This is a genomic window from Bacillus sp. RC240 (assembly GCF_044907945.1).
Lineage (GTDB): Bacteria > Bacillota > Bacilli > Bacillales > Bacillaceae_G > Bacillus_A > Bacillus_A mycoides.
Map to the genome: position 1 here is coordinate 143,302 of NZ_JBIYCT010000001.1, position 26,019 is coordinate 169,320.

The 26,019-nt window shown below is 36.5% G+C and carries 23 protein-coding genes; 19 read left to right on the forward strand and 4 right to left on the reverse strand.

The window, feature by feature from the left end; genetic code table 11:
- Positions 1–143: 143 nt before the first annotated feature.
- Complete coding sequence (locus ABH955_RS00730) at positions 144–1,838, forward strand: peptide ABC transporter substrate-binding protein (protein WP_404490799.1); 1,695 nt, start codon at positions 144–146, stop codon at positions 1,836–1,838.
- Between the two features lie 81 nt (positions 1,839–1,919).
- Positions 1,920–2,639, forward strand: coding sequence for a class I SAM-dependent methyltransferase (locus ABH955_RS00735; protein WP_016092062.1), 720 nt, complete (start codon positions 1,920–1,922; stop codon positions 2,637–2,639).
- Between the two features lie 38 nt (positions 2,640–2,677).
- Here the strand turns inward: ABH955_RS00735 and ABH955_RS00740 are convergent, their stop codons facing one another.
- Positions 2,678–3,079, reverse strand: coding sequence for a hypothetical protein (locus ABH955_RS00740; protein WP_002087750.1), 402 nt, complete (start codon positions 3,077–3,079; stop codon positions 2,678–2,680).
- Between the two features lie 138 nt (positions 3,080–3,217).
- Between ABH955_RS00740 and ABH955_RS00745 the strand changes: the two genes are divergently transcribed.
- From ABH955_RS00745 to ABH955_RS00790, 10 genes are all read left to right on the forward strand, one after another.
- Complete coding sequence (locus ABH955_RS00745; RefSeq protein ID WP_404456593.1) at positions 3,218–3,553, forward strand: hypothetical protein; 336 nt, start codon at positions 3,218–3,220, stop codon at positions 3,551–3,553.
- 72 nt (positions 3,554–3,625) lie between these two features.
- The gene (locus ABH955_RS00750) at positions 3,626–3,964 is read left to right on the forward strand and encodes a VOC family protein (protein WP_002087749.1); all 339 of its coding nucleotides are present in this window, start codon (positions 3,626–3,628) and stop codon (positions 3,962–3,964) included.
- A gap of 255 nt (positions 3,965–4,219) precedes the next feature.
- Positions 4,220–6,316, forward strand: a complete 2,097-nt coding sequence (locus tag ABH955_RS00755; protein ID WP_404490800.1) for a vWA domain-containing protein — start codon at positions 4,220–4,222, stop codon at positions 6,314–6,316.
- Between the two features lie 83 nt (positions 6,317–6,399).
- The gene (locus ABH955_RS00760) at positions 6,400–9,762 is read left to right on the forward strand and encodes a tubulin-like doman-containing protein (protein ID WP_404490801.1); all 3,363 of its coding nucleotides are present in this window, start codon (positions 6,400–6,402) and stop codon (positions 9,760–9,762) included.
- Positions 9,763–9,819: 57 nt separating this feature from the next.
- The gene (locus tag ABH955_RS00765) at positions 9,820–9,960 is read left to right on the forward strand and encodes a hypothetical protein (RefSeq protein ID WP_002128471.1); all 141 of its coding nucleotides are present in this window, start codon (positions 9,820–9,822) and stop codon (positions 9,958–9,960) included.
- Between the two features lie 514 nt (positions 9,961–10,474).
- The gene (bcaP, locus tag ABH955_RS00770; RefSeq protein WP_002190355.1) at positions 10,475–11,851 is read left to right on the forward strand and encodes a branched-chain amino acid transporter BcaP; all 1,377 of its coding nucleotides are present in this window, start codon (positions 10,475–10,477) and stop codon (positions 11,849–11,851) included.
- A 112-nt stretch (positions 11,852–11,963) separates the two neighbouring features.
- Positions 11,964–12,212 (forward strand): DUF1294 domain-containing protein, encoded by a 249-nt coding sequence (locus ABH955_RS00775; protein ID WP_000871335.1) that lies wholly within the window; start codon positions 11,964–11,966, stop codon positions 12,210–12,212.
- Between the two features lie 105 nt (positions 12,213–12,317).
- Positions 12,318–13,259 (forward strand): EamA family transporter RarD, encoded by a 942-nt coding sequence (gene rarD, locus ABH955_RS00780; RefSeq protein ID WP_002014350.1) that lies wholly within the window; start codon positions 12,318–12,320, stop codon positions 13,257–13,259.
- Between the two features lie 80 nt (positions 13,260–13,339).
- Complete coding sequence (locus ABH955_RS00785; RefSeq protein WP_000447809.1) at positions 13,340–13,765, forward strand: divergent PAP2 family protein; 426 nt, start codon at positions 13,340–13,342, stop codon at positions 13,763–13,765.
- A 102-nt stretch (positions 13,766–13,867) separates the two neighbouring features.
- The gene (locus ABH955_RS00790; RefSeq protein ID WP_404490802.1) at positions 13,868–15,721 is read left to right on the forward strand and encodes a terpene cyclase/mutase family protein; all 1,854 of its coding nucleotides are present in this window, start codon (positions 13,868–13,870) and stop codon (positions 15,719–15,721) included.
- A gap of 74 nt (positions 15,722–15,795) precedes the next feature.
- On the opposite strand, the gene ABH955_RS00795 is transcribed toward ABH955_RS00790, so the two are convergent.
- Positions 15,796–15,945, reverse strand: a complete 150-nt coding sequence (locus ABH955_RS00795; RefSeq protein WP_002066466.1) for a YfhD family protein — start codon at positions 15,943–15,945, stop codon at positions 15,796–15,798.
- 133 nt (positions 15,946–16,078) lie between these two features.
- Here ABH955_RS00795 and fabG point away from each other — a divergent pair, with 133 nt between their 5' ends.
- Positions 16,079–16,819, forward strand: coding sequence for a 3-oxoacyl-ACP reductase FabG (gene fabG, locus ABH955_RS00800; RefSeq protein WP_002111090.1), 741 nt, complete (start codon positions 16,079–16,081; stop codon positions 16,817–16,819).
- Positions 16,820–16,869: 50 nt separating this feature from the next.
- Here fabG and dhaS read toward each other — a convergent pair whose 3' ends face one another.
- Positions 16,870–18,354: an aldehyde dehydrogenase DhaS gene (gene dhaS, locus ABH955_RS00805; RefSeq protein WP_002066470.1), complete on the reverse strand. Its 1,485-nt coding sequence runs from the start codon at positions 18,352–18,354 to the stop codon at positions 16,870–16,872.
- Between the two features lie 272 nt (positions 18,355–18,626).
- Between dhaS and ABH955_RS00810 the strand changes: the two genes are divergently transcribed.
- The 6 genes from ABH955_RS00810 (at position 18,627) to ABH955_RS00835 (ending at position 25,133) form a co-directional block, all read left to right on the forward strand.
- Complete coding sequence (locus ABH955_RS00810; protein ID WP_002014357.1) at positions 18,627–18,905, forward strand: YhdT family protein; 279 nt, start codon at positions 18,627–18,629, stop codon at positions 18,903–18,905.
- Positions 18,906–18,908: 3 nt separating this feature from the next.
- Positions 18,909–20,342: a sodium/pantothenate symporter gene (gene panF / locus ABH955_RS00815; protein WP_404456604.1), complete on the forward strand. Its 1,434-nt coding sequence runs from the start codon at positions 18,909–18,911 to the stop codon at positions 20,340–20,342.
- 121 nt (positions 20,343–20,463) lie between these two features.
- Positions 20,464–21,396 (forward strand): nucleoside hydrolase, encoded by a 933-nt coding sequence (locus ABH955_RS00820; RefSeq protein WP_404456606.1) that lies wholly within the window; start codon positions 20,464–20,466, stop codon positions 21,394–21,396.
- A gap of 117 nt (positions 21,397–21,513) precedes the next feature.
- Positions 21,514–22,623: a serine hydrolase gene (locus ABH955_RS00825; protein WP_404456608.1), complete on the forward strand. Its 1,110-nt coding sequence runs from the start codon at positions 21,514–21,516 to the stop codon at positions 22,621–22,623.
- Between the two features lie 101 nt (positions 22,624–22,724).
- Positions 22,725–24,233 (forward strand): argininosuccinate lyase, encoded by a 1,509-nt coding sequence (gene argH / locus ABH955_RS00830; RefSeq protein ID WP_404456610.1) that lies wholly within the window; start codon positions 22,725–22,727, stop codon positions 24,231–24,233.
- A gap of 66 nt (positions 24,234–24,299) precedes the next feature.
- Entirely contained in the window at positions 24,300–25,133 is an 834-nt protein-coding gene (locus ABH955_RS00835; protein ID WP_193663188.1) for a GNAT family N-acetyltransferase, read from the forward strand.
- A gap of 35 nt (positions 25,134–25,168) precedes the next feature.
- On the opposite strand, the gene ABH955_RS00840 is transcribed toward ABH955_RS00835, so the two are convergent.
- Positions 25,169–25,918: a (S)-benzoin forming benzil reductase gene (locus tag ABH955_RS00840; RefSeq protein WP_404456612.1), complete on the reverse strand. Its 750-nt coding sequence runs from the start codon at positions 25,916–25,918 to the stop codon at positions 25,169–25,171.
- Between the last annotated feature and the right edge of the window lie 101 nt (positions 25,919–26,019).

The following is a 26,019-nucleotide window of genomic DNA, read 5'->3' on the forward strand; positions in this document are numbered from 1 at the left end:
ATATTTAGAAAATTCACAAAAATACTTTACAAAACCGAAAAAAATAGTAGAATATTAATTAATAAGAATTTTCTGATAACGAAAGTTAATAGAGAATCTCTAAATGTTAATATCGTACATATAATTGGGGAGGGTACAAAAAAATGAAGAGAAAAAAGATGACAAAATTAACAGCGGTTGTAGCACCAGTTCTAGTAATGAGTATGGCATTAACAGCTTGCTCGGGATCAGGGGAAAAAGAAAAGACGAACACAACGCCGAAAAGTAGTGAAAAAGAAGGCGGGAAATTAGCAGCAAAGCAAGTACTTAATTTAACAGATAGCCAAGAGATTCCATCTATGGATTCTACAAAAGCGACAGACCAAGTATCGTTTCTTGCTTTAAACAACGTAATGGAAGGTTTATATCGACTTGATAAAGATAATAAAGCAGCACCAGGGGTTGCTGAATCATATAAAAAGAGTGATGATGGTAAAAAATATACATTCACATTAAATAAAAATGCGAAATGGTCAAATGGAGACCCTGTAACAGCGAAAGATTTCGTGTTTGCTTGGAAACGTGCGGTAGATAAAAGTACAGCAGCGGAATATGCATACATTATGTTTGATTTAAAGAACGCAAAAGCAATTAATGATGGGAAAGCACCACTTGATACGTTAGGTGTAAAAGCTGTAGATGACTACACATTAGAAGTAGAATTAGAAAATCCAGTTCCTTACTTTGTAGAATTAACTTCATTCGGAACATTCTATCCGTTAAATGAAAAATTCGTAAAAGAAAAAGGAGAAAAATACGGTTTAGAATCAGATACAACGTTATACAACGGACCATTTACATTAACAGACTGGAAACATGAAGAAGGTTGGAAGTTAAAGAAAAATGCACAATACTGGGATAATAAAACAGTTAAGTTAGAAGAAATCAACTTTAACGTAGTAAAAGATAGCGGTACACGTGTCAACTTATATGAAAGTGGACAAATCGATCGTGCAGCACTTACATCTGAAATGGTTGACAAATATAAATCAAATCCAGATTTCTTTACACAAAAAACACCGTCAACGTACTTCTTACGATTAAACCAAAAACGTGGTAATCAAGATACAGTATTAAAGAGCAAAGATTTACGTTTAGCGATTGCAATGGCATATGATAAAAAAGGCTTAACGAATGTAATTTTAAATGACGGATCTACACCTGCAGATTACTTAGTACCAAAAGAATTTGCGAAAAGTCCAGATGGAAAAGACTTCCGTAAAGATAACGGAGATATTTTAAAAACAGATGTGAAGAAAGCAAAAGAGCATTGGGAAAAAGCGAAAAAAGAACTTGGAAAAGAGCAAGTAACTGTAGAGCTATTAAACTACGATAGCGATAATGCGAAAAAAGTAGGTGAGTTCTTAAAAGGAGAGCTTGAGAAGAACTTACCGGGCTTAACAGTGAATTTGAAAAACCAACCGTTTAAACAAAAATTAAAATTAGAATCAGATCTAGATTATGATTTATCTTACGCTGGTTGGGGACCTGACTACTTAGATCCAATGACATTCATTGATATGTTCGTTACAAATGGACCTCATAACCAAACTGGTTACTCAAATAAGAAATATGATGAAATTGTAGAAAAAGGTAAAGGTGAGCTATTAACGAAAACGAAAGAGCGTTGGGATAGCTTACTGAAAGCTGAGAAAATGTTACTTGAAGATGCTGCAATTGCACCGTTATATCAACGTGGTGATGCTCTTGTTCAAAGACCGAAAGTAAAAGGTATTATTCACCATCCAGTTGGTGGAGATTACAGCTACAAATGGGCATATATTTCTGAAGATAAGTAAAAGAGAGGGCGCGTAATGCGCCCTTTTTTTATGCACTTTTCTTCCTTCCTGGAATATATAAAATAAAAAAGGGAGAATTCCATGAAACGAAACACATACATCGATTTTCTAGCTTATTACGGAATAGGGAGTGCTCATCCTGGTGGTTTTACGTTAACAAAACAATTATTATCTCAATTGCCACTTAGACATGGAGCAAATGTTCTTGAGATAGGTTGCGGCACGGGGAAAACAGCGGCGTATATGACAAAAGAATTGGGTTATAAAGTGACAGCGGTTGAAAAGAATGAAATTATGATTCAAAAAGCGAAAGATAGATGGTTGTTTGATGGTTTAAATATACAATTGATTCAAGGCGATGTAGAAGGGTTACCGTGTTTAAATGATTCTTTTGAGCTTGTACTTGGAGAATCTATACTCGCTTTTACAAATAAAGAAAAGGTTATTTCGGAATGTTATCGTGTATTACAAAAGGATGGAAAGCTTGTTGTCATTGAAATGATTACCGAAAAACATATTGAGAAGAAAGAGGAGGAAAAGATTGGACAGTTATACGGTATGAAAGAATTATTAACTGAGAATGAGTGGATTCATTTATTTAAAGCAGCAAATTTTAAAAGAATTACAATTGCGGGTGGCGGAACTATTGCAGAAACAGTTGCAGGACATGTGGAAGAGCCAGAGTGGAATGTATCACCGTTTATTCCGGAAGAACTGTATGAGGCGTGGGTGCAACACGAACAAGTACTGCTTATGTATCAACATATTTTAGGGCATCGGATTTTTATATGTGAAAAATAGAAAAAGAGTTGGCTAAAGATAGTCAACTCTTTACTATATTAGATGAAAAATAATGCAGCCAAAGTAATTCCAAAAATAAAGCCAAATCCGAGTTCAAGGCCCCAGCCACCGCCAAAGCCACAACCGCCGCAACCACGACGGCCACATCCGCAGCCACCGAATCCACCACCGAATCCACCATCGAATCCACCACCACATCCAAATCCACAGTTATCACATCTGCTAAGACCGCCGCAAATATCACATCCGCCGTTTGAATATGCGCCATGGTATCCAAATCCTGTATCAAAAGATGAACGCTGCTGTACTGGCTCAATCCAAACAGAATCATTTGTCACGTCTATTATTTTTCCTAAATGGATATGACCATCACGATCTTCAATTCGAACAACTTTTCCGAAATAACGTTGGCATGTATTATAACATTTTTGTCTATGCATGTTCTTTCCTCCTTCCCCCATTACAGTAATACGATATGTAAGGGGGACAAGTGCGGCTTGTACGAATGACCTATCTATCATAATTGTTATAGGAAAGGGGAAATATACGAACAGGATATATAGTGAGGAGGAAATGAAATGAAATCTACAGATCAATTTCAGACGTACGAAGTTCCTTGGGAAGAATTTATAGAAGCATTGCGAGGTGAAATGAAGAAGCAAGTAGGAGCGGATATTATAGATACAGTAGTTTGTAATTTGGAAGATGGTTTTGAAGTGTATACATATGTGCAGGGTGATTTGGATTTCGAGTATACAGAAGCTCTTGAACGAAAATATGGGAGTGACGGGAAAATCCCTAATTTGTTAACAGTTATGCTGGTAGCTAGCATTTATAATACGGGTGAAGAGAATATACGTTTACATGCAGATAATAAAGATAATCCAATTGTTGAGGTATATGTGAAGCAATGAAACACGCTGTGAAAGGCGTGTTTTTTATTTATATGATAAAATGTTAGAAAATTAAGAAAGAAGGCGAGTGAATTGAAAATTAATCATCTTAATTTAACAGTTATAGATGTAACAGCTGCTAGAGAGTTTTTAGAAAAATATTTTAGTTTAACTTGTAGTGGAACAAGGGGGAATGCCTTTGCGGTTTTGCGGGATAATGATGGGTTTATATTAACTTTAATGAAAGGGAAAGAAGTTCATTATCCGAAAACATTTCATGTAGGATTTCCACAAGAAAATGAAGAACAAGTTAATAAAATTAATCAAAGATTGAAGGAAGACGGATTTTCAGTCGAACCGCCTAAACATGCACATGCGTATACGTTTTATGTCGAAGCACCTGGAGGATATACAATTGAAGTGATGTGCTAATTAAAAATCAAACTTTTTGTTAGGAGTTTTTAATTTTAAAAGTAGGAAAAGTCTGTTTTAAGGGTGGAGCTTAAACAGGCTTTTTTACTTATATAATTGGATAGAAAATGCTAGAAGGAATATTACCAAGTTATATATCTATTTACATAATAAAGTTATGGTTCGTTCGTTGTCCTAAAATACAAGTCATATATCTTGTTTCCCCTCATAAATTTAAACATAGGAATTTGTCTACAAAGGTGGCGAAGCCTCATCATGAAAATTCGAATTTGTGCCACGTTCATGTTGTTTCTATTTATATGTTTACCTTTTTCAGTTTTTGCAAAAGGAGAGGAGGCGAAGGAAAGGGTCGTTTCACTTGTATATGATGATTCGGGCAGCATGAGAAATAACGATCGCTGGAAGTATGCCAATTACGCCTTGCAAAGTTTAGTTGCGCTATTAGATGAGAAAGATAAATTTTCTTACGTTCCAATGAGTAAGCCAAATGATCCGTTAAACATTTCGTTAACAAAGGATCAAAGGCAAACAGAAATTAATGGAATCGGCGCGTGGAAAACATATTTAAATACTCCATTTAGCGCAGTAGAAACGGCGATGCAATCTATAGAGAAGGAAGCAGATATAGATGGGAAACGTGAATTTTGGCTTATTGTATTAACTGACGGGGCATTTAATGATTTGGAGAAAGATAAGATTGGCGGAAAAGAACAAATTACACAGAAGTTAGCACAGTTTAAGAAAGAGATGGATTCTAAAAAGATCTCTTTACACCCAGTCTTAATCACGATGGAAGAGGATTTAGGGCAGCAAGAAAAAGAGCAGTTAAATACGTTTAAAGAGATTTGGAAAAAAGAAATGAATGGAGTTGTCATGCCGTCTGGCGGTGAGGATGGTATTGTACAAAGTGTGAATCAAGTGGCAGCATTAGTTGCAAATCGTGATCCATTTTCTTCTGTTGAATCGATTGTCAAAACGAAAATAGTAGGGAAAAAAGTAGAGATTACAACACCGTTTCCATTAAAGCGTATGACGCTTGTACGACAATCAGCTTCTTTATCTAATTATAAAGTTATGCAACTTTCCAAACCGTTACAATTGCAGTCTTCTTTTTCTATACATGCACCAGGAGAAGCTAAATTATTCGGAAATATAGTGCATGTAAGTACAGCGAATCAGGAAGTGATTAAGCCAGGGACATATACGATAGAAGTGGATCAGGACATTGAGAAAGAGGGATTACAAGTACTTGTTGAACCAGCGCTTAATTATACTGTTTCTACGTACGACAAAGATGATAAAGATAGAAAAACGCTTGAAAAAATGTATGAAGGTGTGACAGCTGTTATTGAAGCGAAACCTACTGAATTACCAATTCAAACTTCTTATTTCGAAGCAGAAGTAGAAATAGACGGAAAGCAGTATCCGATGAAGTGGGATGATAAAAGACATGTGTTTTATTACGAGACAAAGGTTGGTAAAGAGTTAGTACGTGGGAAAGTCCATATGAATATAAAGGGATTTTATAGACAGACGAAAGAATTCAAGATTGAACCAGCTGAAAAACCAAAATTAACACTTCAAGCTGTTACGAAAGATTATGAAGAAAAGGTAACAAATTTAGAAAATAGTAAACCATTTATTTTACAGCCCCAGTTAAATGGTAAACCGATGACAGAAGAGGCTGTAAAGAAACTATTAAAATCTACTGGTGTCACATCGAATCAATCGATCAACTATGAATTAAAACAGCATGGTAGTCAAGTTTATGTTTATCCTCGACCTTATTACTCCGACACATTCAATTTTACAGATACCGGCACCGTAGAGGCTACCATCACGATCAATGATTCAACATTACAAGAAGTAAAGGAAAAGATTGTACTTCACATTGAAAATGCGCCGTTTTTTGAGAAGTATGCGCTCGTTTTTAAATTTGTAATTCCTATTACCTTATTACTTTTAATAGTAGGAATTATTATTTTAGGATGGATTGTTCGTCCGAGATTTCATCGGAAAGCATTACTATATTACGAATGGGATCAAGAAGTAGCGAAAGATTGGCTTTATCAATCTGAACCAGAGTTACTTAAAAATAAATGGTGGAAGCACTATTTTGGCATTCCATTCCGAGCAGAAAGAAAGACTGTGCAATCTGTAACATTAATAGCGAAAAAAGGATCGAAATCTATATTTGTAGCGAAAGAATCGCAAGTAGTTGGGATGATTATTGATGGAATGTTTATTACAGAGGAAGAAGTGGGAATGGAGCATAAGACGCTGTATCCAAATGAACTTTTAGTAATTGATAGAGGATATGGTAAGGAGATTTACCGGTACGAATGTGAATAGTAGATAAGGTATAAGGGAGACGGAGGCAGAGTGGCCCTCTTTATCCTTTTTTTCAAACAAGCACGAATAGGAAGGTGGTTCACATGACATTACAAGTTCCAACAATTTTAATTGGCTTAGGTGGAATCGGTAGTACTGTCACACATCAAATATATGAAAGATTACCTGAGGAGCGTCGTAAAAAGGTAGCGATGCATGTATTTGATACAGATGTGAATACATTGAGTAAATTTGATCATATTCGGAAGTTTAAGACGCAAACGAGCTCGAGTAAAACGCCGAGAGAGTATATTGCGGGAGATCCAACGATTCCAGAGTGGTTCCCAATGGATCCGACTATACTGGATAAACCGTTAACAGAAGGAGCTGGACAGTTACGCGTCATTTCACGTTTAGCGTTACGTGCTGCGATGAAAGAAGATAAACTCACATCGTTTTGGCAAGAAATCGAGAAGATTTTTCCAGTTACAAGTGATCAGACGGAATATGGTGTGCGTGTCATTATTGTAACATCACTAGCCGGCGGAACAGGCTCAGGGATGTTTTTACAAATCGCATTATATTTGCGTGAGATGCTCCGGAAGAAATTGCAGCATCATAACATTTTAATTCGCGGTGCGTTTTTAATGCCAGATGTTTTAGTTAAGACGAGAACGGTTAGTGCGAAAGAGTTTGAAACTGTGCAAGCGAATGGTTATGCATCGTTAAAAGAGTTGCACGCTATTACGCTTGGATCGACTGGTGAATTATCAAAACGAGGCGGCGTAACGATTGAATTAGAATATCGTCCTGATCAAGTGGATGAAGATGGAAGAACAAATCATACGATAAAGCAGCATCATTTACCGTACAATTATTGTTTCTTATATGATTATGAAAATTTACATGGGCACCATTTGCACAATTTATCGGATTATATGGAGCAAATGGCAAATACGATTTATTTACAGTTATTCAGTCCAATGTCTGCAAATCATTTTGCGCAAGAAGATAATCAAATTCAGCAATTGGCAGAATCGAGTGGGAAAGGGAGATATTGCGGAGCAGGAACGGCGAAGCTCATTTATCCGTATGAGCACGTTTTGAAATACTGTGCTTTAAAATGGGCGGTGCAAGGTTTAGATGAATCTTGGCTTCATTTAGATCAACTGTTTCAAGAAAAAAAGCAAAGATACGACCAAGATGTCAAACGTGGTATGCAGCGTGAAAAGCCAGAGCGCGGGAAAAGTTATTTAGAAGACTTAGAGCATCTTGCTACTCGGCCAGAACAAGCTCATATTTTTTATAGACAAATGTATCATGAAACACGTGAAGGGGCAGAGGGTGGTAAGCTCGGTGTTGCAAAATCAAAATTGTTTTTAGATGCTGTAGAGAGTTACGTACACCGTACAGTGCAAAAAGATGAGGAATTAAACCGCCTGCAGCATGAGTGCAAAATATCGGCTGCGAAGCTTAAAATGATGGAACAAATGAAGGGGGAAGTAGCGAGAGTTGATCATGCGGTTCGTTTATATGCTTATGCCATTCCGAGCCGTGTACATGAGCATGTTACTACCCTTCTATATGACATGATCGAATCAGACCGTTTTACACCGAGTGGCTCAGAAGGACAGTCTTACCAATTAAATACGTGGTTTTTAAAGAAAACGGATCCAGTTCATCCAGTTGCAGCACGTTTTATGCTGTATGAAATTCGTAAGCAATTAGTAGAGAAGATGAATCGACTACATGAAAATAATGAACAAAAGCGTAATTTAATTCAAAACTACGATAAGAAATTTAATGTGAGTAATATTGATGGAACTGTAACGGCTGTTCGCCGCGTTGAAATTGCGCAGCAACAAGGCTGGTTTGGAAAAATGATTAATAATCAGCAACGTGTGTTCAAAAAAGAATTTGAAGATATCGTAACGCAATATGTCCACAAATTAAGTGAGTATCGTAAAGAAATGTTATTAGAACTCGTGTATCAATCGCTATACCAAGCAGTTGATAAAATGATTCAATATTGGGAAAGGTTCTTTGATAATTTACACGAAACACGTGAAAATTTATTGTTTGAAATCGAAAAGCGAAGCAAGGAATTTGAGGGAAAAACGAACCCGACGAATGTATACGTATTAGCTGAAGAGAAATTGCAAGAAAAGATTTGGCAAGATATGCAGCAGCATTTAAATTTAGGTGTATTACCGAAAGATATATCGGCCGAAATTTATATGAGCTTGTACGGGGAATATTGTCGTGATGCGAAAGCCGAAGAAATTCAGTCGAAAAAGGTGGAAGACTTCTATCGTGAACATATATTGAGTTATTGTTATGACGAACTTCAAGTGCGCTATCGTGACAAACTAGAGCTTAATATCGTTGAAGCATTGCGAAAAGAAGCAGATTTCAAGAAACGTGATCGTGATGAATACGTTCGTGAAAAAATTGAAGATCTTTTCCATTTAGCAAGTCCGTTCGTTCCGAAAGTTTCTCATCATAGAGAGTTACAATATTGGGGCGTACATCCTTCTTTAAAACAAGAATTGCAAGAAGAGTTATTGCAAGAAATGTTTAAAGAAAAAGATACGGTAAACGAGGCGTTTTCACCATTTGAAGTGATTTGTTATCGTGCTCATTACGGATTATCGCTACAAGATTTTCCTAAGCTTTCATCTGGACATATTGCGAATGGCTTTATGAACGATAAAGGTGATTATTTTCAATCGTATTATCGCCGCGTGAACAAATTAAATAGTAAAAAATCTAGTTTGACGCCGCATTTAGATAAATATTGGCACTTACCAGCCTTTATGCCAGACTTGAATGCAACGCAAACAAAGTTAGATTACGATAAATGTAATCGTGCTCTTCTATACGCGTATATGTATCGCTGGATTAGCCTAGTGGCTGTAGATGGGCAGTTCGTGTATCAATATAACGGTGTCGGCCGTAGCTTTTTAATTCAGTCGATGGGGAAAAATATTTCAAGTGAAAGTTATAAGTTGCACAGAGCATTGCTTCATAATCCGTTTATTTATGAAAACATCTTGTCACGATTTGAAGAAGAACAAGAAAAGGCAATGATACAAGGTGGACATTTATATACACATGCATTTGTATTAGGCGCTCAAGATATAAGATGGCTACGTAAAGAGCATGTTCATAATATTTTAGATATGATTTTAATGTATGACCGTGAGGCAAAATATGACCCGACGTTAGAAGAAACATCTGACGATTTGCTAAGGCTATTCCTTGATGAAATTGAGCTGTATTTCCAAAACTATTACGGAACAGGTGCAGATATGGTTGCGAAGAAAGAGAAAGAGATGTTTATGAAACAATTGTGGGATCGTTCGTATGCGAAAGGGTATGTGGATCCAAATAGTGCGCCTTATAAAAAATGGCAAAATATATTACATGTTCCCGATGAAGAAGAAGTGCCAAAAACGAATGTATAATGAGTGAAAAGGGAATCCTTAAGAATGACAATACAACTTTAGAAATGAGGGATTCCGATGCCGTTTTTAGGTAGTGTATATCAAATATTTGGATTATATCCAGAAATTTATTATGGAATGATTTCAGCGGAGCTGCAAGAAGAAGCTCAAAAGGAACATATCGATAATAATAGTACAGAAATTGAAGCGGAAGAATAAAGCGCAGATGAACATCTGCGCTTTTTTTATTGTCTTAAGTGAAAATACTGTTTGTAATTTGCAGGAAAGTTAATTGCTCTAATAAGATGAATAGTTATTTCTGTATAACAAATCGACTAATTTTATCATGTTTGCATACGGGGATTACATTGAGTTAAATGTATAAAAATGAATTTTGGAATAATGAAAATTGTATTAAAATGGGAATCAGCAGTGTTCGTGAGTGGTATCGTATATTTTGGAATGCTATTTTATTTATAATTATTCAATTCGGGTGAATTAATTATATTGTTGACAATATAATTAATCCTGTGATAAATTCAATCAATCTTCTAAAAACAAGCCTGTTAACAAGCTTGTTTTTAGAAGATTGATTTTTCTGATTTTAAATCATGTAATTTGTGGAGTCTATATAGGGAGTGAAAGTAAAGCATGAATATTATTAATGTGTAATAGCAACAGTAATAAAGATTGTAATGAGTAAGGGATAATTTTGAAAAAGAGGTTTCTACGAATGAGTTTATTTATAAAGAAAGCAATGAATGAAGAAAAGAAAAAAGTGTTAAAGCAAACTTTAGGAGCAATTGATTTAACGCTTTTAGGAATTGGAGCAATTATTGGTACAGGTATTTTCGTATTAACAGGTATTGTAGCTGCGAAACATGCTGGTCCAGCAATTGTATTATCTTTTATGTTAGCTGCAATTGTATGTGCTTGTGTAGCCTTTTGTTATGCTGAATTTGCATCTACAGTCCCGGTCTCAGGAAGTGTGTATTCGTATACGTATATGACATTAGGTGAGATTTTTGCTTTTATAGTTGGCTGGTGTGTCATGTTAGAGTACTTATTAGCTACTTCTGCGGTGGCGGCGGGATGGTCAGCCTATTTTCAGTCATTGCTACTAGGGTTTAATATTCATATTCCGGCAATCATTGCTTCTGCACCAGGGATGGGGAATGGCGGGATTATCGACTTGCCAGCGGTTATTATTATTTTAATTGTTACATTTTTACTAAGTCGTGGTGTGAAAGAAAGTGCACGTATAAATAATATAATGGTTATTATTAAACTGGCTGTTATTTTAGTATTTATTATTGTAGGAGCAAACTATGTAAAGCCAGAGAATTGGCAGCCGTTTCTTCCTTTTGGATACCATGGTGTTATTGGAGGAGCTGCGACTGTATTTTTTGCCTTTTTAGGTTTCGATGCAGTTGCAACAGCAGCAGAGGAAGTGAAACGCCCACAACGTAACGTTCCAATTGGATTACTTGTCTCTTTATGCATTTGTACAATTCTTTATGTTGGTGTTTCATTCGTGTTAACTGGAATGGTTCCATTTACGGATCTGAATGTAGCTGATCCAGTTGCATATGCACTGCGTATTGTAGGAGAGGATAGAATTGCTGGTCTATTATCAGTTGGAGCGATAGCTGGTTTAACAACAGTTCTGTTAGTTGCTATGTTCGCATTTGTTCGAGTATCATACTCGATGAGCCGAGATGGATTGTTACCAAAAAGATTTTCGAGTGTTCATAAACGTTATCAAACACCATTTTTTAATACATGGATTACGGGTATTCTTGCGGCTGTATTAGCAGGTTTATTGGACTTGAATTTGTTGGCAAATTTAGTGAATGTGGGAACGATAACAGCTTTCATATTTGTATCTATAGCTGTAATTGTATTAAGGAAGACACATCCTAATTTGAAAAGACCGTTCCGTGCTCCGTTAGTTCCATTCTTACCTATACTTGCGATAGTAAGTTGTTTATATTTAGCATTAAATCTTTCTAAAACCACTTTAATCAGTTTTGCAGTTTGGGTTATTGTAGGTATTTTTATTTATTTTATATACGCGAAAAAACATAGTAAGATTAGAAATAGAGTATAAGGTATTACAATTATGGCTGTAGGCTAAAGTTTTTTTACCTATAGCCATTTTTATTTGTGCGCACCTTATTTTCGTGTTAACATAAAGCGGATTTTTTAAGGGAGAGAAAGAGATGAAATGGATTTATTTTATTATTATCAACGTTATAGCATTTAGTATGATGGGGCTTGATAAGCGAAAAGCAAAGAAAAAGCAGTGGAGAACGCCAGAAAGTACGTTGTTTTTATCAGCTGCAGCTGGAGGAGCGGTTGGAGCTTGGATTGGTATGTATATGTTTCATCATAAGACACATAAAAGTAAATTTGTCTTCGGTATTCCAGTGCTCGTTATTATAACAGTAGGAGTGTTTTTATACATATAAAGGATTTGCAAGAGGAATGTCGAAAGAAATGCAGATTGAATATTGGTAAAGTAAGCATGTGAGACTTTATAATGAAGAAAAAAAGAGAAGAGGAGAAAAAGGAAGATGGGGAGTCAAACAGCAGAGCAAAAGCAGGGGATTATATATGCAGCAGGTGCGTATACGATGTGGGGAGTCCTTCCGATTTATTGGAAATGGGTGGAGGAAGTACCGGCAGATGAAATATTAGCGCATCGCATCGTTTGGGCATTTGTTTTTATGTTGTTAGTTTTAGGAGTAACGAAGAGGTTTCGTCAGTTTGGTGGGGAGTTAGTGGCCCTTTTTAAACGACCTAAATTATTAATGTCATTAACAATTGCTTCGGTACTTATTAGTGGAAACTGGTTTGTATACATATGGGCCGTAAATCATAACCATGTAATCGAAGCAAGTCTTGGGTATTATATTAATCCACTTATAAGTATTTTACTTGGTACAGTTGTTTTAAAAGAGAAGCTTAATTTTTGGCAATATGTTGCGGTTGGTTTAGCTGGATTGGGCGTTGTTATTTTAACGATACGTTTCGGATCAATTCCATGGGTTTCTCTTTCACTTGCTTTTTCATTTGGATTATATGGATTAACGAAAAAATTATTAAATTATGATGCAACAATTGGGCTTACGATGGAAACGATGTTAGTGACGCCATTTGCACTTATATATTTGTTTATGACAGGAGTTCATGGCTTTGGTTCGTTCGGTTCTATTTCGGCAATATCAACGTTTCTTTTAATAGGGGCAGGTATTGTTACAGCGTTACCACTCTTTTATTTTGCTAAAGGAGCACAACTTATTCCGCTCTATATGATAGGATTTTTACAATACATCGCGCCGACTATTAGTTTAATTTTAGGTGTGTTCGTTTTTGGTGAACATTTCACATCTACTCATATGATTGCGTTTTTCTGTATATGGATTGCTTTATTTGTCTTTTCAATGGCGAAAACAAAGTTTCTACTACAGAAGCAACCAAAATTTATTAAAAATAAATCAGCAAAAGTATCATAATGCGTAGTATTTTCTACGCATTTTTCTTTATACTTATATTATATAGAAATTCCATTATAGTCAGTGAGGAGCTGAAAAACATGGAAACAATTTTACATAATGATCCACTTATAGCAGCTATAATTTCTTGGTTTTTAGCACAGTTAACGAAAGTCGTTTTTAAATTAATAAAAACAGGCGAGTTTGATTTTGCTAAGTTCTTTGCTTCAGGTGGAATGCCAAGTTCGCATGCTTCGACTGTTACTGCACTTGCTACAGGTGTCGGAGTGGTGGAAGGTGTGGAGAGTCCAATATTTGCGGTTGCCGCTATTTTTGCCATTATTGTTATGTACGATGCTTCAGGAGTAAGGCTTGCGGTAAGTAAGCAAGCGAAAATATTGAATGATTTTTTTCATGGTAGACAAACAGAATATAAAAAGTTAAATGAGCTCGTTGGACATACACCGTATCAAGTTGTTGTTGGTGCACTATTAGGAATTGTTGTCGGGGTTGGGTATTGTTTGTAAGCAGAATGTGTGTAATGCACGTTCTGCTTTTCTTTGTTTTCATACATATTTAGATGAGTTTTCGAATATCGTATACGGACTTAGAAAGGGTGGGTGAGCGGTGTGCTACTATATGACAAAGTGCATGAGGAGATAGAGCGGAGAACGACTGCACTTCAAACGATGCAAAGGCAAGACGGAACGTGGCAATTTTGTTTTGAAGGAGCTTTGCTAACGGATTGTCACATGATTTTTTTACTCAAATTATTAGGGCGAAATGACGAAATAGAACCGTTTGTGAAAAGGTTAGTATCTCTTCAAACAAATGAAGGGACTTGGAAATTATACGAAGATGAAAAGGGAGGGAATTTATCCGCGACGATTCAAGCATATGCTGCTTTACTTGCTTCGGAAAGATATTCGAAAGAAGCTATGAATATGAGGCGAGCTGAAATGTTTATTAAGGAACACGGGGGAGTTTCTCGTGCTCATTTTATGACGAAATTTTTATTAGCGATTCATGGAGAATATGAATTTCCTGCGCTTTTTCACTTTCCAACGCCAATCTTATTTTTACAAGATGACTCGCCCCTCAGTATATTTGGGCTAAGCAGCTCAGCGCGTATACATTTAATTCCGATGATGATTTGTATGAATAAGAGATTCCGTGTAGAGAAAAAGTTATTGCCAAATTTAAATCATATTGCAGGCGGGGGTGGGCAATGGTTTCGAGAGGAGCGGCCTCCGCTGTTTCAATCGTTTTTAGGTGATGTGAAAAAGGTAATATCTTATCCATTATCGTTACATCATAAAGGATACGAAGAAGTAGAGCGCTTTATGAAGGAGCGTATAGATGAAAATGGAACATTATATAGTTACGCCAGTGCTACGTTTTATATGATTTATGCTTTGCTTGCATTAGGACACTCTATTCAGTCTCCAATTATTGAGAAAGCTGTGACAGGATTAAAATCTTATATATGGAAGATGGACAGAGGAAGTCATTTGCAAAATTCTCCTTCTACCGTATGGGATACCGCTTTACTTAGCTATTCATTGCAAGAAGCTAAAGTTACAAATGAAAATAAGATGATTCAAAGGGCGACGGAGTATTTATTGCAAAAACAACAAACTAAAAAGGTAGATTGGAGCGTACATGCATCATCACTTGTAGCTGGCGGTTGGGGATTTTCAGATGTTAATACGACGATCCCTGATATAGACGATACTACAGCTGCCCTTAGAGCGTTAGCGCGAAGTAGAGGGAATGATAGAGTAGATGATGCGTGGGGAAGAGGCGTGGAATGGGTGAAAGGATTGCAAAACAATGATGGAGGCTGGGGAGCTTTTGAACGAGGGGTAACGAGCAAGTTACTATCGAATTTGCCGATTGAAAATGCGAGTGATATGATAACCGATCCGTCCACACCAGATATTACAGGTAGGGTGTTAGAATTATTCGGAACGTATGCACCGAATGAATTGCTTGAAGAGCAAAAAAAGAAAGCTATCAAATGGTTAATGGATGTACAGGAACAGAATGGATCATGGTATGGAAAATGGGGGATATGTTATATATATGGGACATGGGCAACGATGACAGGCTTACGTGCATTAGGAGTGCCTTCTACTCATCCATCGTTGAAAAAAGCAGCTTCATGGCTCGAACATTTGCAGCATGAAGACGGAGGGTGGGGAGAATCCTGTCAAAGTAGTGTAGAGAAAAAATTTATTTCTTTACCTTTTAGTACGCCGTCACAAACAGCGTGGGCACTTGATGCACTCATTTCTTACTACGATCAAGAAACACCGATTATTCGAAAAGGAATTTCATATTTGCTCGCGCAGTCTACTATGAATGAAAAATATCCTACTGGTACAGGGTTACCGGGGGGCTTTTATATTCGCTATCATAGTTATGGACATATATATCCGTTACTTGCTTTAGCGCACTACGTAAAGAAATATAGAAAATAAACCGAGAGATACTCTCGGTTTATTTTGATGGGTAGTAGGTCCCTGTTGAAAAGAATAAGGAACGTTGTAGTTCCTTATTTTTCTGTTGATTGGCGTTTTTGACGTGCATCAGCGGCATTTGCACGTGCGTTTGCTTCTAAGTCATTGTGGTCAGCGAGTTCGCGAGCGAACTCAACATCAATGCCATCGGCAGCTTTGTTTCGATTTACATTCTTTTTTTTCATTCGACACAATCTCCTTGTGTTTTATGCGGTGTTGCAAAGTTAGTTTGACACAAATAGACTTTTTTATACAAAGAGGATTTGGAAAGCATAGAGCCGAAATATACAATATAACTAATAGAAATGGGGGATAGGGATGGATTTGTTGAATGGGAAAACAGCTGTTGTAACGGGTGCTGCGCAGGGGATTGGAAAAGAAATCGCACGAGTTTTTGCAAAACTAGGGGCCAAAGTATTAATTAGTGATGTAAATGAAGAGAAGCTACAAGAAACGACACGTGAATTATCAGATGAAGGGTATGATGTGAGTTTATATCGATGTGATGTGAGTAATCAAAATGAAGCGAAGTCGTTAATTGAATATGCGGTGCAAAAATTTGGTACATTACATATTTTAGTGAATAACGCTGGGATTACAAAAGATGCAATGTTACATAAGATGGAGAAGTCTGCTTGGGAACAAGTATTACAAGTGAACTTAACTGGCGTTTTTTATTGTATGCAGCCAGCACTTCTTTATATGAGACAACAACAGTATGGACGGATTATTAATATTTCTTCTATTAGTAGGGAAGGAAATATTGGACAAGCAAATTATGCGGCTACAAAAGCAGGGGTTGTAGGCTTAACAAAAACAGCAGCGAAAGAGGTTGGAAGTTTTGGTATTACGTGTAATGCGATTTGTCCAGGGTTTATGGATACTGATATGACAAAAACAATACCGGATAAAGTAAAAGAGAAAATGGTTGGAGCGATTCCAGTTGGAAGAATCGGAACGCCGGAAGATATTGCAAACGCAGCTGCCTTTTTAGCATCAGAGTATGCGTCTTACATTACAGGAGAGGTATTAAATGTGAGCGGTGGGTTGCAAGTGTAAATGAATACATAATGAAAAGAACCTGACCGAGTAGGTCAGGTTCTTTCTCGTTAATTTAAGTTAATCCAAACGCTCTTCACTTCTGTATAGTTGTTCAGCGCGTAAGATCCCATTTCGCGGCCAAGGCCAGATTGTTTAAATCCTCCAAATGGAGATGCTGCATCAAAGACGTTATAACAGTTTACCCATACAGTACCAGCACGTACTTTACTTGCAACATAGTGTGCTGTTTTAACATTTTCTGTCCACACACCAGCCGCTAAGCCGAATTGTGATTTATTTGCACGTTCAATTACTTCATCAATATCGTTAAAAGGTATTGCAGAAATAACTGGACCGAAAATTTCTTCTTTTGCGATCGTCATTTCGTCATTTACGTCAGCGAATACTGTAGGAGAAACGAAGTAGCCTTGATCGAATGGATTACTTCCTCCGCAAAGTACTTCAGCGCCTTCTTCAATCCCTTTTTCAATGTAGCTCATTACACGTTTTTGTTGTTCTTCGGAAACGAGAGGACCGATTGTTGTTTCAGGGTTAAGACCGACACCTTGATTTAGTTTTTTAGAATAGAGGACGAGATCAGCCATGACATTATCATACATTTTCTTTGGAATAAATAAGCGTGATCCAGCAGAGCATACTTGTCCTTGGTTAAACATAACACCAGAAAGTGCACCAGGAATCGCGCGAGATAAGTCGGCGTCTGGTAAAATAATGTTCGGTGATTTACCGCCAAGCTCTAAAGTAACACGTTTCAATGATTCAGATGCTTGTCGCATAATTTGTTTACCGACTGGAGTAGAACCAGTAAATGCAATTTTATCAACGAGTGGATGATTAACAAGTGCTTGTCCAGCTGATTCACCGAATCCAGGAACGATATTAATAACACCTTTCGGGAATCCAGCTTCTTCAATTAATTCAGCTAAGTATAGAGCGGATAGTGGAGTTTGTTCTGCAGGTTTTAAAACGATCGTACATCCTGTAGCAAGCGCAGCTCCCATTTTCCACATTGCCATAAGAAGTGGGAAGTTCCAAGGGATAATTTGACCGACGACACCAACAGCCTCATGGCGTGTATAGTTAAAGTAATCACCGGAAACAGGAATTGTTTGACCAACAATTTTCGTCGCCCAGCCAGCATAATAGCGCATATGCTCAATTGCAAGTGGTATGTCTGCCGCCATTGTTTCACGGATTGGCTTTCCGTTATCTAACGTTTCGAGCTGTGCGAGCTCTTCTTTATGCTCTTCCATTAAATCAGCGAGCTTGTACATAAGACGGCTGCGTTCAGCAGTGCTCATGCGTGACCAAGGACCTTCATCGAAAGCCATTCGAGCAGCTACCACAGCTTTATGAATGTCTTCGCGACCAGCTTCAGCAACGATAGCGAGTGTTTCACCAGTTGCTGGGTTAGGAGTTTTAAAAGTTTTTCCGGAAGCGCTTTCAATGAACGATCCGTTCACATATAGTTTCTTTGTGCCTTGAAGAAATTTCTCTACCTTTTCATGAAGATTTACAGCTAGTTGACTCATTGTATAACCCCCTTGAAAATATAATTTAAACGCAGTACGAGACGGCGTTTATTCCGAAATCAAGGATGTAGGAACTAGATGGAAAGCCTCTAATTTAAATCATAATTAACAAATGCTGAAAATTCAAATTTCATTTGTGTTACAATTGTAAAAAATATGTAATGTAAGAGGGTCTTCTATATGATTATAAAAAATCCTGCTTGTTTTTGCTTTCTAGTAGGAAAAACTAGAAGAACAATGGTACAATTATACCTCGTGAGAGGAGGGGGAAAATGAAGAATTATCATGATGATCCGCGCTTTCGAGTTGCCCATAGAGAAGCGTTAATTGGTCTTGGATTAGCTATTATTAATTTTATAATATGGTATGGATTTGCTTATGGGCTTGGAAGTAAGGATCCGAGTGAATATACATATGTATTAGGTTTTCCAGCATGGTTTTTTTATAGCTGTATCGTTGGATTTATCGTAATGGTTATTTTGCTTATTTTAGTTGTTCGTTTTTTATTTCAAGATATTTCACTCGATGAGGAAGAAAAAAGTGAGGAATGATAGATGAATTGGTATGTAATAATCCCAATGATAATTTCTTTTATCGTTGTGTTTTTAATTGGTGTATATGCATCAAGACGTGTACAAGCAACCGCTAATAATAAATTTTTACAAGAATATTTTCTTGGTGGGCGTGAACTTGGTGGCTTATTATTAGCTATGACGATGATTGCTACGTACGGTAGTGCAAGTAGCTTTATCGGTGGGCCTGGTATTGCTTACAATATGGGTCTTGGATGGGTGCTGTTATCAGCGATTCAAGTTGTAACAGGATATATCGTTTTAACGGTTATTGGTAAAAAGTTTGCTATTATCGCTAGAAAGATGGAAGCAATTACGCTTATTGATTATTTAAAGGGCAGATACAATAATAAAGCGGTAGTTGTTCTTTCTGCGTTATGTATTATAATCTTTTTGTTCTCAGCAACAGTAGCCCAGTGGGTTGGCGGCGGACGATTAATTGAGTCGCTAACAGGACTTTCCTACACAACGGCACTATTTTTATTTACATTTTCTGTACTTGTGTATGTGTTAATTGGTGGATTTCGTGCAGTCGCTTTATCAGATACGTTATTAGGAATCATTATGTTAGTCGGAACAACAATCATTTTAATTGCTACTGTCATTGCTGGTGGCGGAGTTGAAAAGATTATGCAGGAACTTATTCAAATTAATCCGAATCTAATAACACCGTTCGGAGCGGATGGAAGTTTAACGAAATCATATGTCACATCATTTTGGATTTTAATTGGGATTGGTGTCGTTGGATTACCGCAAATTAGTGTGCGTGCTATGTCTTATAAAAATTCAAAAGCTATGCACCAAGCATTAATCATTGGAACGGTTGTCGTTGGTACGATTATGATTGGTATGCATTTAACAGGTGTGTTTGCAAGAGTAGTCCTTCCAGGCATAACGGTACCAGATAAAGTAATGCCGCTACTCGCGATGGAAGTGTTGCCACCTTGGTTAGCTGGAGTTTTCTTAGCTGCACCAATGGCAGCGATAATGTCTACTGTGAACTCATTATTATTACTTGTAAGTTCGTCAATTATTAAAGATATATATGTGAACTATATAAATAAAGATGCCGCGGATAGTACGATAAAGAAAGGTAGCCTATTGATTACTGGTATCGTAGGATTACTCGTATATGCTGCCGCTATTAAGCCACCAGACTTTTTAATTTGGTTAAATTTATTTTCTTTCGGTGGTTTAGAAGCAGCGTTCATTTGGCCGATTGTGTTAGGTTTATATTGGAAAAAAGGAAATGCAACTGGAGCTCTCGCATCTATTTTAGTTGGAGTAGGTTCCTATATGTTTATTCACCTTTGCTACCCTAATCCATTTGGTATACATACAGTTGTTTTCCCGATTTGTTTGGCGTTTATCGCTTACATCATTGGAAGTATGAGTGTTGTGAAAAAAACAGTATAAGTTAGAAGAAAAACGTAGTCAATATAGGACTACGTTTTTCTTATGAATTTGTTCTTTTCTATTCTGTATATCCATGGCTATTCATAAATTAATAACAACTGCGGGGATGGAGTTGAGGTCGATGAAAAAAGTGTTGTTTTTGGGAGACCCGGGAATTGATGACTCTTTAGCAATTATGTATGGATTGTTGCATCCTGATATTGATATCGTTGGAGTCGTAACTGGATATGGGAATGTAACGCAGGAAAAGGCGACGAGTAATGCGGCGTATTTATTGCAAATAGCTGGCAGGGAAGATATACCTGTTATTAATGGTGCTAAAATACCTTTGTCTGGTGATTTTGTGACGTATTATCCAGAAATTCACGGAGCAGATGGCTTAGGACCTATTAAACCCCCAAAAGCTTTTTCACCAAATATAAAACCCTTTTGTGCATTTTTTGATATTCTTGAAAAGTATAAAGGAGAATTAATTATTGTTGATGCTGGTAGGTCAACGACACTAGCGACAGCATTTATTTTAGAAAAACCGATGATGAAGTATGTGAAAGAATATTATATAATGGGCGGTGCGTTCTTAATGCCTGGAAATGTTACACCAGTCGCAGAGGCGAATTTTCATGGTGATCCTATTGCGTCACAATTAGTTATGCAAAATGCAAAAAATGTGACAGTAGTGCCGCTTAACGTTACATCTGAAGCTATTATTACGCCGGAGATGGTAAAGTATATTACGAAACACTCTAAAACAAGTTTTAATAAGTTAATCGAACCGATATTTACGTATTATTATAAAGCTTATAAAAAGTTAAATCCCAAAATAACAGGTAGTCCAGTACATGACGTTGTTACAATGATGGTAGCGGCAAATCCATCTCTTTTAGATTACGTGTATCGCCGTGTTGATGTCGATACAGTTGGAGTTGCAAAAGGAGAAAGTATCGCTGATTTTCGCCCGCAACCTGATGCAAAAGCATTGAAAAATTGGGTGAAAATTGGTTGGTCATTACATTATAAAAAGTTTCTTGAAGATTTCGTGAAAATTATGACGTAGACATAATAGGAACATACAAGTTAAAATAATGGAGATGATTATTTAAATAATCATCTCCATTATTTTGTTTTTAAGAGATAAATAGAGAAGAGTTACACAATGGGAGAGGAATTTTACTTGAAAAAAACTATAGTATGCGCAGTGATTTTGGGTATTTTTGTTTTGCTGATATCGGGTAACTTTTTAGTGAAAAAAGTGTGGAGTTCAAATAATGATGATGCGCAGTACATAGCATCCTTTATTGAAGAACATAAAGATGAAAAGAATAGTGCACTTTTAATAAAAAGAAATGATAAAGTCGTGTATTCTGTAAATCCGGATGTTGTATTGCCAGTTGCTAGTACGATGAAATTAATTGTGGCGCTTGAATATACGAAACAAGTTACAGAGGGGAAAATCGATCCGTCTAGTTTCGTTTCAATTAATGATGTGAATCGTTATTATGTGCCGGGTACAGATGGTGGTGCACAAGATAGATGGCAAAATTATTTGCAAAAAAAAGAAAAGATAACTGAAGGAGCGGTTTCTTTAGAAGAAGTTGCAAAAGGAATGGTTAAGTTCAGTTCAAATGCAAATACTGAATATTTAATGGAAGTGTTAGGGCTAGATAACATTAATCGAAATTTACAAAGCTTATCGCTCCCTGCACACCAACCACTATTTCCGATTGTTTCATCATTATATATTCCAGGATATTTGCATAAAGAATTACATGTTCCAAAATATAAAATAGAGAAAAAGTTAAAAGAAATGTCCCAAGAGCAATATCGAGAGTATGCCATGATTATTCATGAACGCTTAAAAAAGAAGGGACCATTATTACAGAAGGAAATTCCTCTTTATTTAGAGGAACGATACGACAAAATTTGGTCGGATAGATTGCCTGCTGCTTCGGCAAATGATTATATGGTATTGCTTCAAAAGGCAAATCATAAGGGTGGTCTTACAGAAGCTGAAGAAAAAGTGTGGGCGAATATCGTTGAAACAGATATGAGCGCAAAGAAATATCGTAAAACATTCAGGCATGCTGGACAAAAGAATGGTTATACACCATGGACGGTAACTAAAGCAGTTTATGCAATGGATAAACGCGGAAACTGTACAGAAATTGTTTTCTTAGCAAATAATTTAAATGAAGATGACAGTGCTGAAATACGTAAACACTTAGCAAATTTACATTTCCAAGTGTTGCAAAGTGATAAGTATGATGCGACTTTTATTAAATAAACTCGGTGCTATAAGCACCGAGTTTATTTTTACGTACAAGCACTTTTTTGCCATCCCTGGGTATGATGGGTAGTAATACTTAGGTGAGAGGGGAAAAGGTGATGAAACAGAGTAAAGAAGAGTTTATAAAGAGTGAAGGCGCTGATTTCCCTGGGAAAACATATGTGGATTGTGTATTACAGCATGTATTTGATTTTCAACGCAATTATTTATTGAAAGATATGTTTCAAGTGCATAGGGCACATATTATTATGTTAACTGAAGAAAAGTTGATGAAAAGAGAAGAAGCTAAAGTTATACTAACAGCACTTAAAAAGGTAGAGGCAATTCCCAAGGATAGATTATTATATACGGAGCAGCATGAAGATCTTTTTTTCTTAGTTGAACATTTGCTTTCTCAAGAAGCAAAGTGTGAATTTGTAAGTAATATGCATATCGGTAGAAGTAGAAATGATATGGGTGTAACGATGTATCGCATGAGTTTACGGCAATTTGTATTGCGGTTAATGGAACATCATTTATTGCTGCAAGAAAGTATGCTGGAGCTCGCCGGTGAACATATGGAAACAATTATGCCCGCGTATACACATACCCAACCAGCGCAGCCGACAACATTTGGTCATTATGTTTTGGCAATTTACGATACGATGCAACGAGATTTAGAAAGAATGAAAAAAGCGTATCATCTTTTAAATCATTCTCCAATGGGGGCAGCTGCCCTTTCTACAACAAGCTTCCCAATTAAGCGAGAACGAGTGGCACAGTTACTTGGGTTTACAAATGTAATTGAGAACTCATATGATGCTGTTGCTGGAGCGGATTATTTATTAGAAGTTAGCTCGTTACTAATGGTAATTATGACGAATACGAGTAGGTGGATTCATGATTTTTTACTATTAGCGACGAAAGAATATGATGGGATTACTGTAGCGAAGCCATATGTGCAAATAAGTAGTATTATGCCGCAAAAACGAAATCCTGTTTCAATAGAACATGCCCGTGCTATTACGAGTAGTGCTTTAGGGGAAGCATTTACTGTATTTCAAATGATTCATAATACACCATTTGGCGATATTGTCGATACGGAGGATGACTTGCAGCCGTATTTATATAAAGGAATCGAAAAGGCGATTCGTGTTTTTTGTATTATGAACGCAGTTATTCGAACGATGAAAGTAGAAGAGGAAACGTTAAAAAATCGTTCATATAAACACGCGATTACGATTACAGATTTCGCAGATCTTTTAACAAAAAACTATGAAATACCATTTCGGCATGCACATCATGCAGCAAGTACGATTGCGAATATGTCATTGGAGCAGAAAAAGGAGTTACATGAATTACATTTCAAAGACATAAATGTATACTTACAAGAAAATTTGAAAGTAAATTTATTAGAAGAAGAATGGAAAGAAGTTATATCACCAGAAGCTTTTATTCAAAAAAGAAATGTATATGGTGGACCGAGTAAAAAAGAGATGGAGCGTATGATTAAAAATCGAAAAGAGTCATTTCAAAAAGAAGAAGAGGTATTTGAAAAGGAAAAACAAAGAATTTTACAAGCTGAAAATGATTTGAATACGTTAGCTTCGAATATTATTGAATCGTAAAAGAGGGATTTAATGAATTAATCGCCAATACTTAATGAAACTATAAATAGAGAGAAGAGATTGTCGATGATTCAATTACATGTATATGAAGAGATTCTTAATTTTACAGAAGAGGTTACACCATTTTTAGAGAAGAATGAGCAGGAAAATAATCTCATATTAGGTGTATTACAAATGGTCCAAGAACCGATATTTATAGGAGTAGCAAAACAAGGGGAAGAAATTGCAGCTGTATTTCTTCAAACAGAAGAAAAGAAACAAATAATTGTTGCTACGTCTGAGATTTCGGCAGTAGCTATTAAGGAACTTGCAAAAGAGTTAACGAAAGTATATCCAAATATTCCTGGATTGATTGGTAATAAAAAAATCGTACAGAAATTAGCGGAAGAGATTGCAGTGTTAGAGAATAAGAAAACTAATGTTGCAATGGAGCAAGGTATATATGAATTAAAACAAGTAAAGAAAAAGTGGAACGGAGATGGAATCTTTAGAGAAGTAAGTAGTGATGAGCTAACATTAATAGAGCAGTGGATATATCAATTTTGCGAAGATGTGAAGCTTCCTACTACGAAAGAAGAAGCGAAACAAACTGCTCATACATTAATTACTAATCATCGTCTATTTGGTTTAGAAGTAGACGGGAAGATTGTTTCTGTAGCTGCAAAAACGAGACCGACTACAAACAATATAACAGTTAATTTCGTATATACACCGAAAGAAGCTCGGAAAAAAGGGTACGCATCTAGTTGTGTCGCTGCACTTAGTCAACGTATGTTAGATGAAGGCTACAAAACAACTACATTATATACGGACCTGGCAAATCCAACATCAAATAAAATTTATCAAGAGATTGGTTATGAGAAGATGATGGAGTCTGTACTCATATTTTTAGAGAAATAGAATGAAAAGGCACGCTATTATAGCGTGCCTCTTTGTTATTCATCAATTCGAATTACTTCACCCTGCGGGAAATTCTCAGTTTCTAGTAAGTTACGAATAGCTTTCGCAACATATTTAGGTGACAGTAGCTTTCCTTCTTCTTTTAATGCGGTGAATCGATCTAAGTTAATAAAGTCTTCCTTATTTGTTTCACGAATTTGTGCTTGCATATTTGTATCAACAACACCAGGTGCGAAAGCGACAGTTTTTACAGGATATTCTTTCTCCGTTTCTTCAGTAGCTACGCACTGTGTAAACATATTTACACCGGCTTTCGTTGTACAATAAGCTCCCCATCCGAAATAAGGATTTTTTCCTGCTCCAGATGAAATATTTATAATGCGTTTTTCTACTTTCCAGTCTTTCGTATGTTTCATGAAAGTGGAAGTAAGGATCATTGGTGCGATTAAATTAATATGAACGTTCGTAATGAATTGTTCACTTTCTGACTTTTCAATAGGTTTCATTGGTGCAAGTGTTCCTGCATTATTAATTAAATGAATCGATGAGACATTGTCTTTTTGAATAGATGAAAAGACTTCGTTAAAATGAGTTTCTAAATTATGTACATCTTGAAGATCTATGGAATGGAAAATACAATTGCTGTTATATTGTTCTGCGAGTTTAGTAAGCTCTTTATTTTCTCTTCTAGAAATAGAGATGATACTCGTGTTTTCTTCTAACAATTGCGTGGCAATTGCCTCGCCTAAACCTTGTGAAGTTCCTGTTACGATAACGTAGCGCATAGTGTAATAAACTCCTCTCCATATATGTGGAATTTTGTTGGACAACGTACGTTGCATAGTTTGTCTACATTTTATAGTATAGAGCACTTTTTACTATAAAT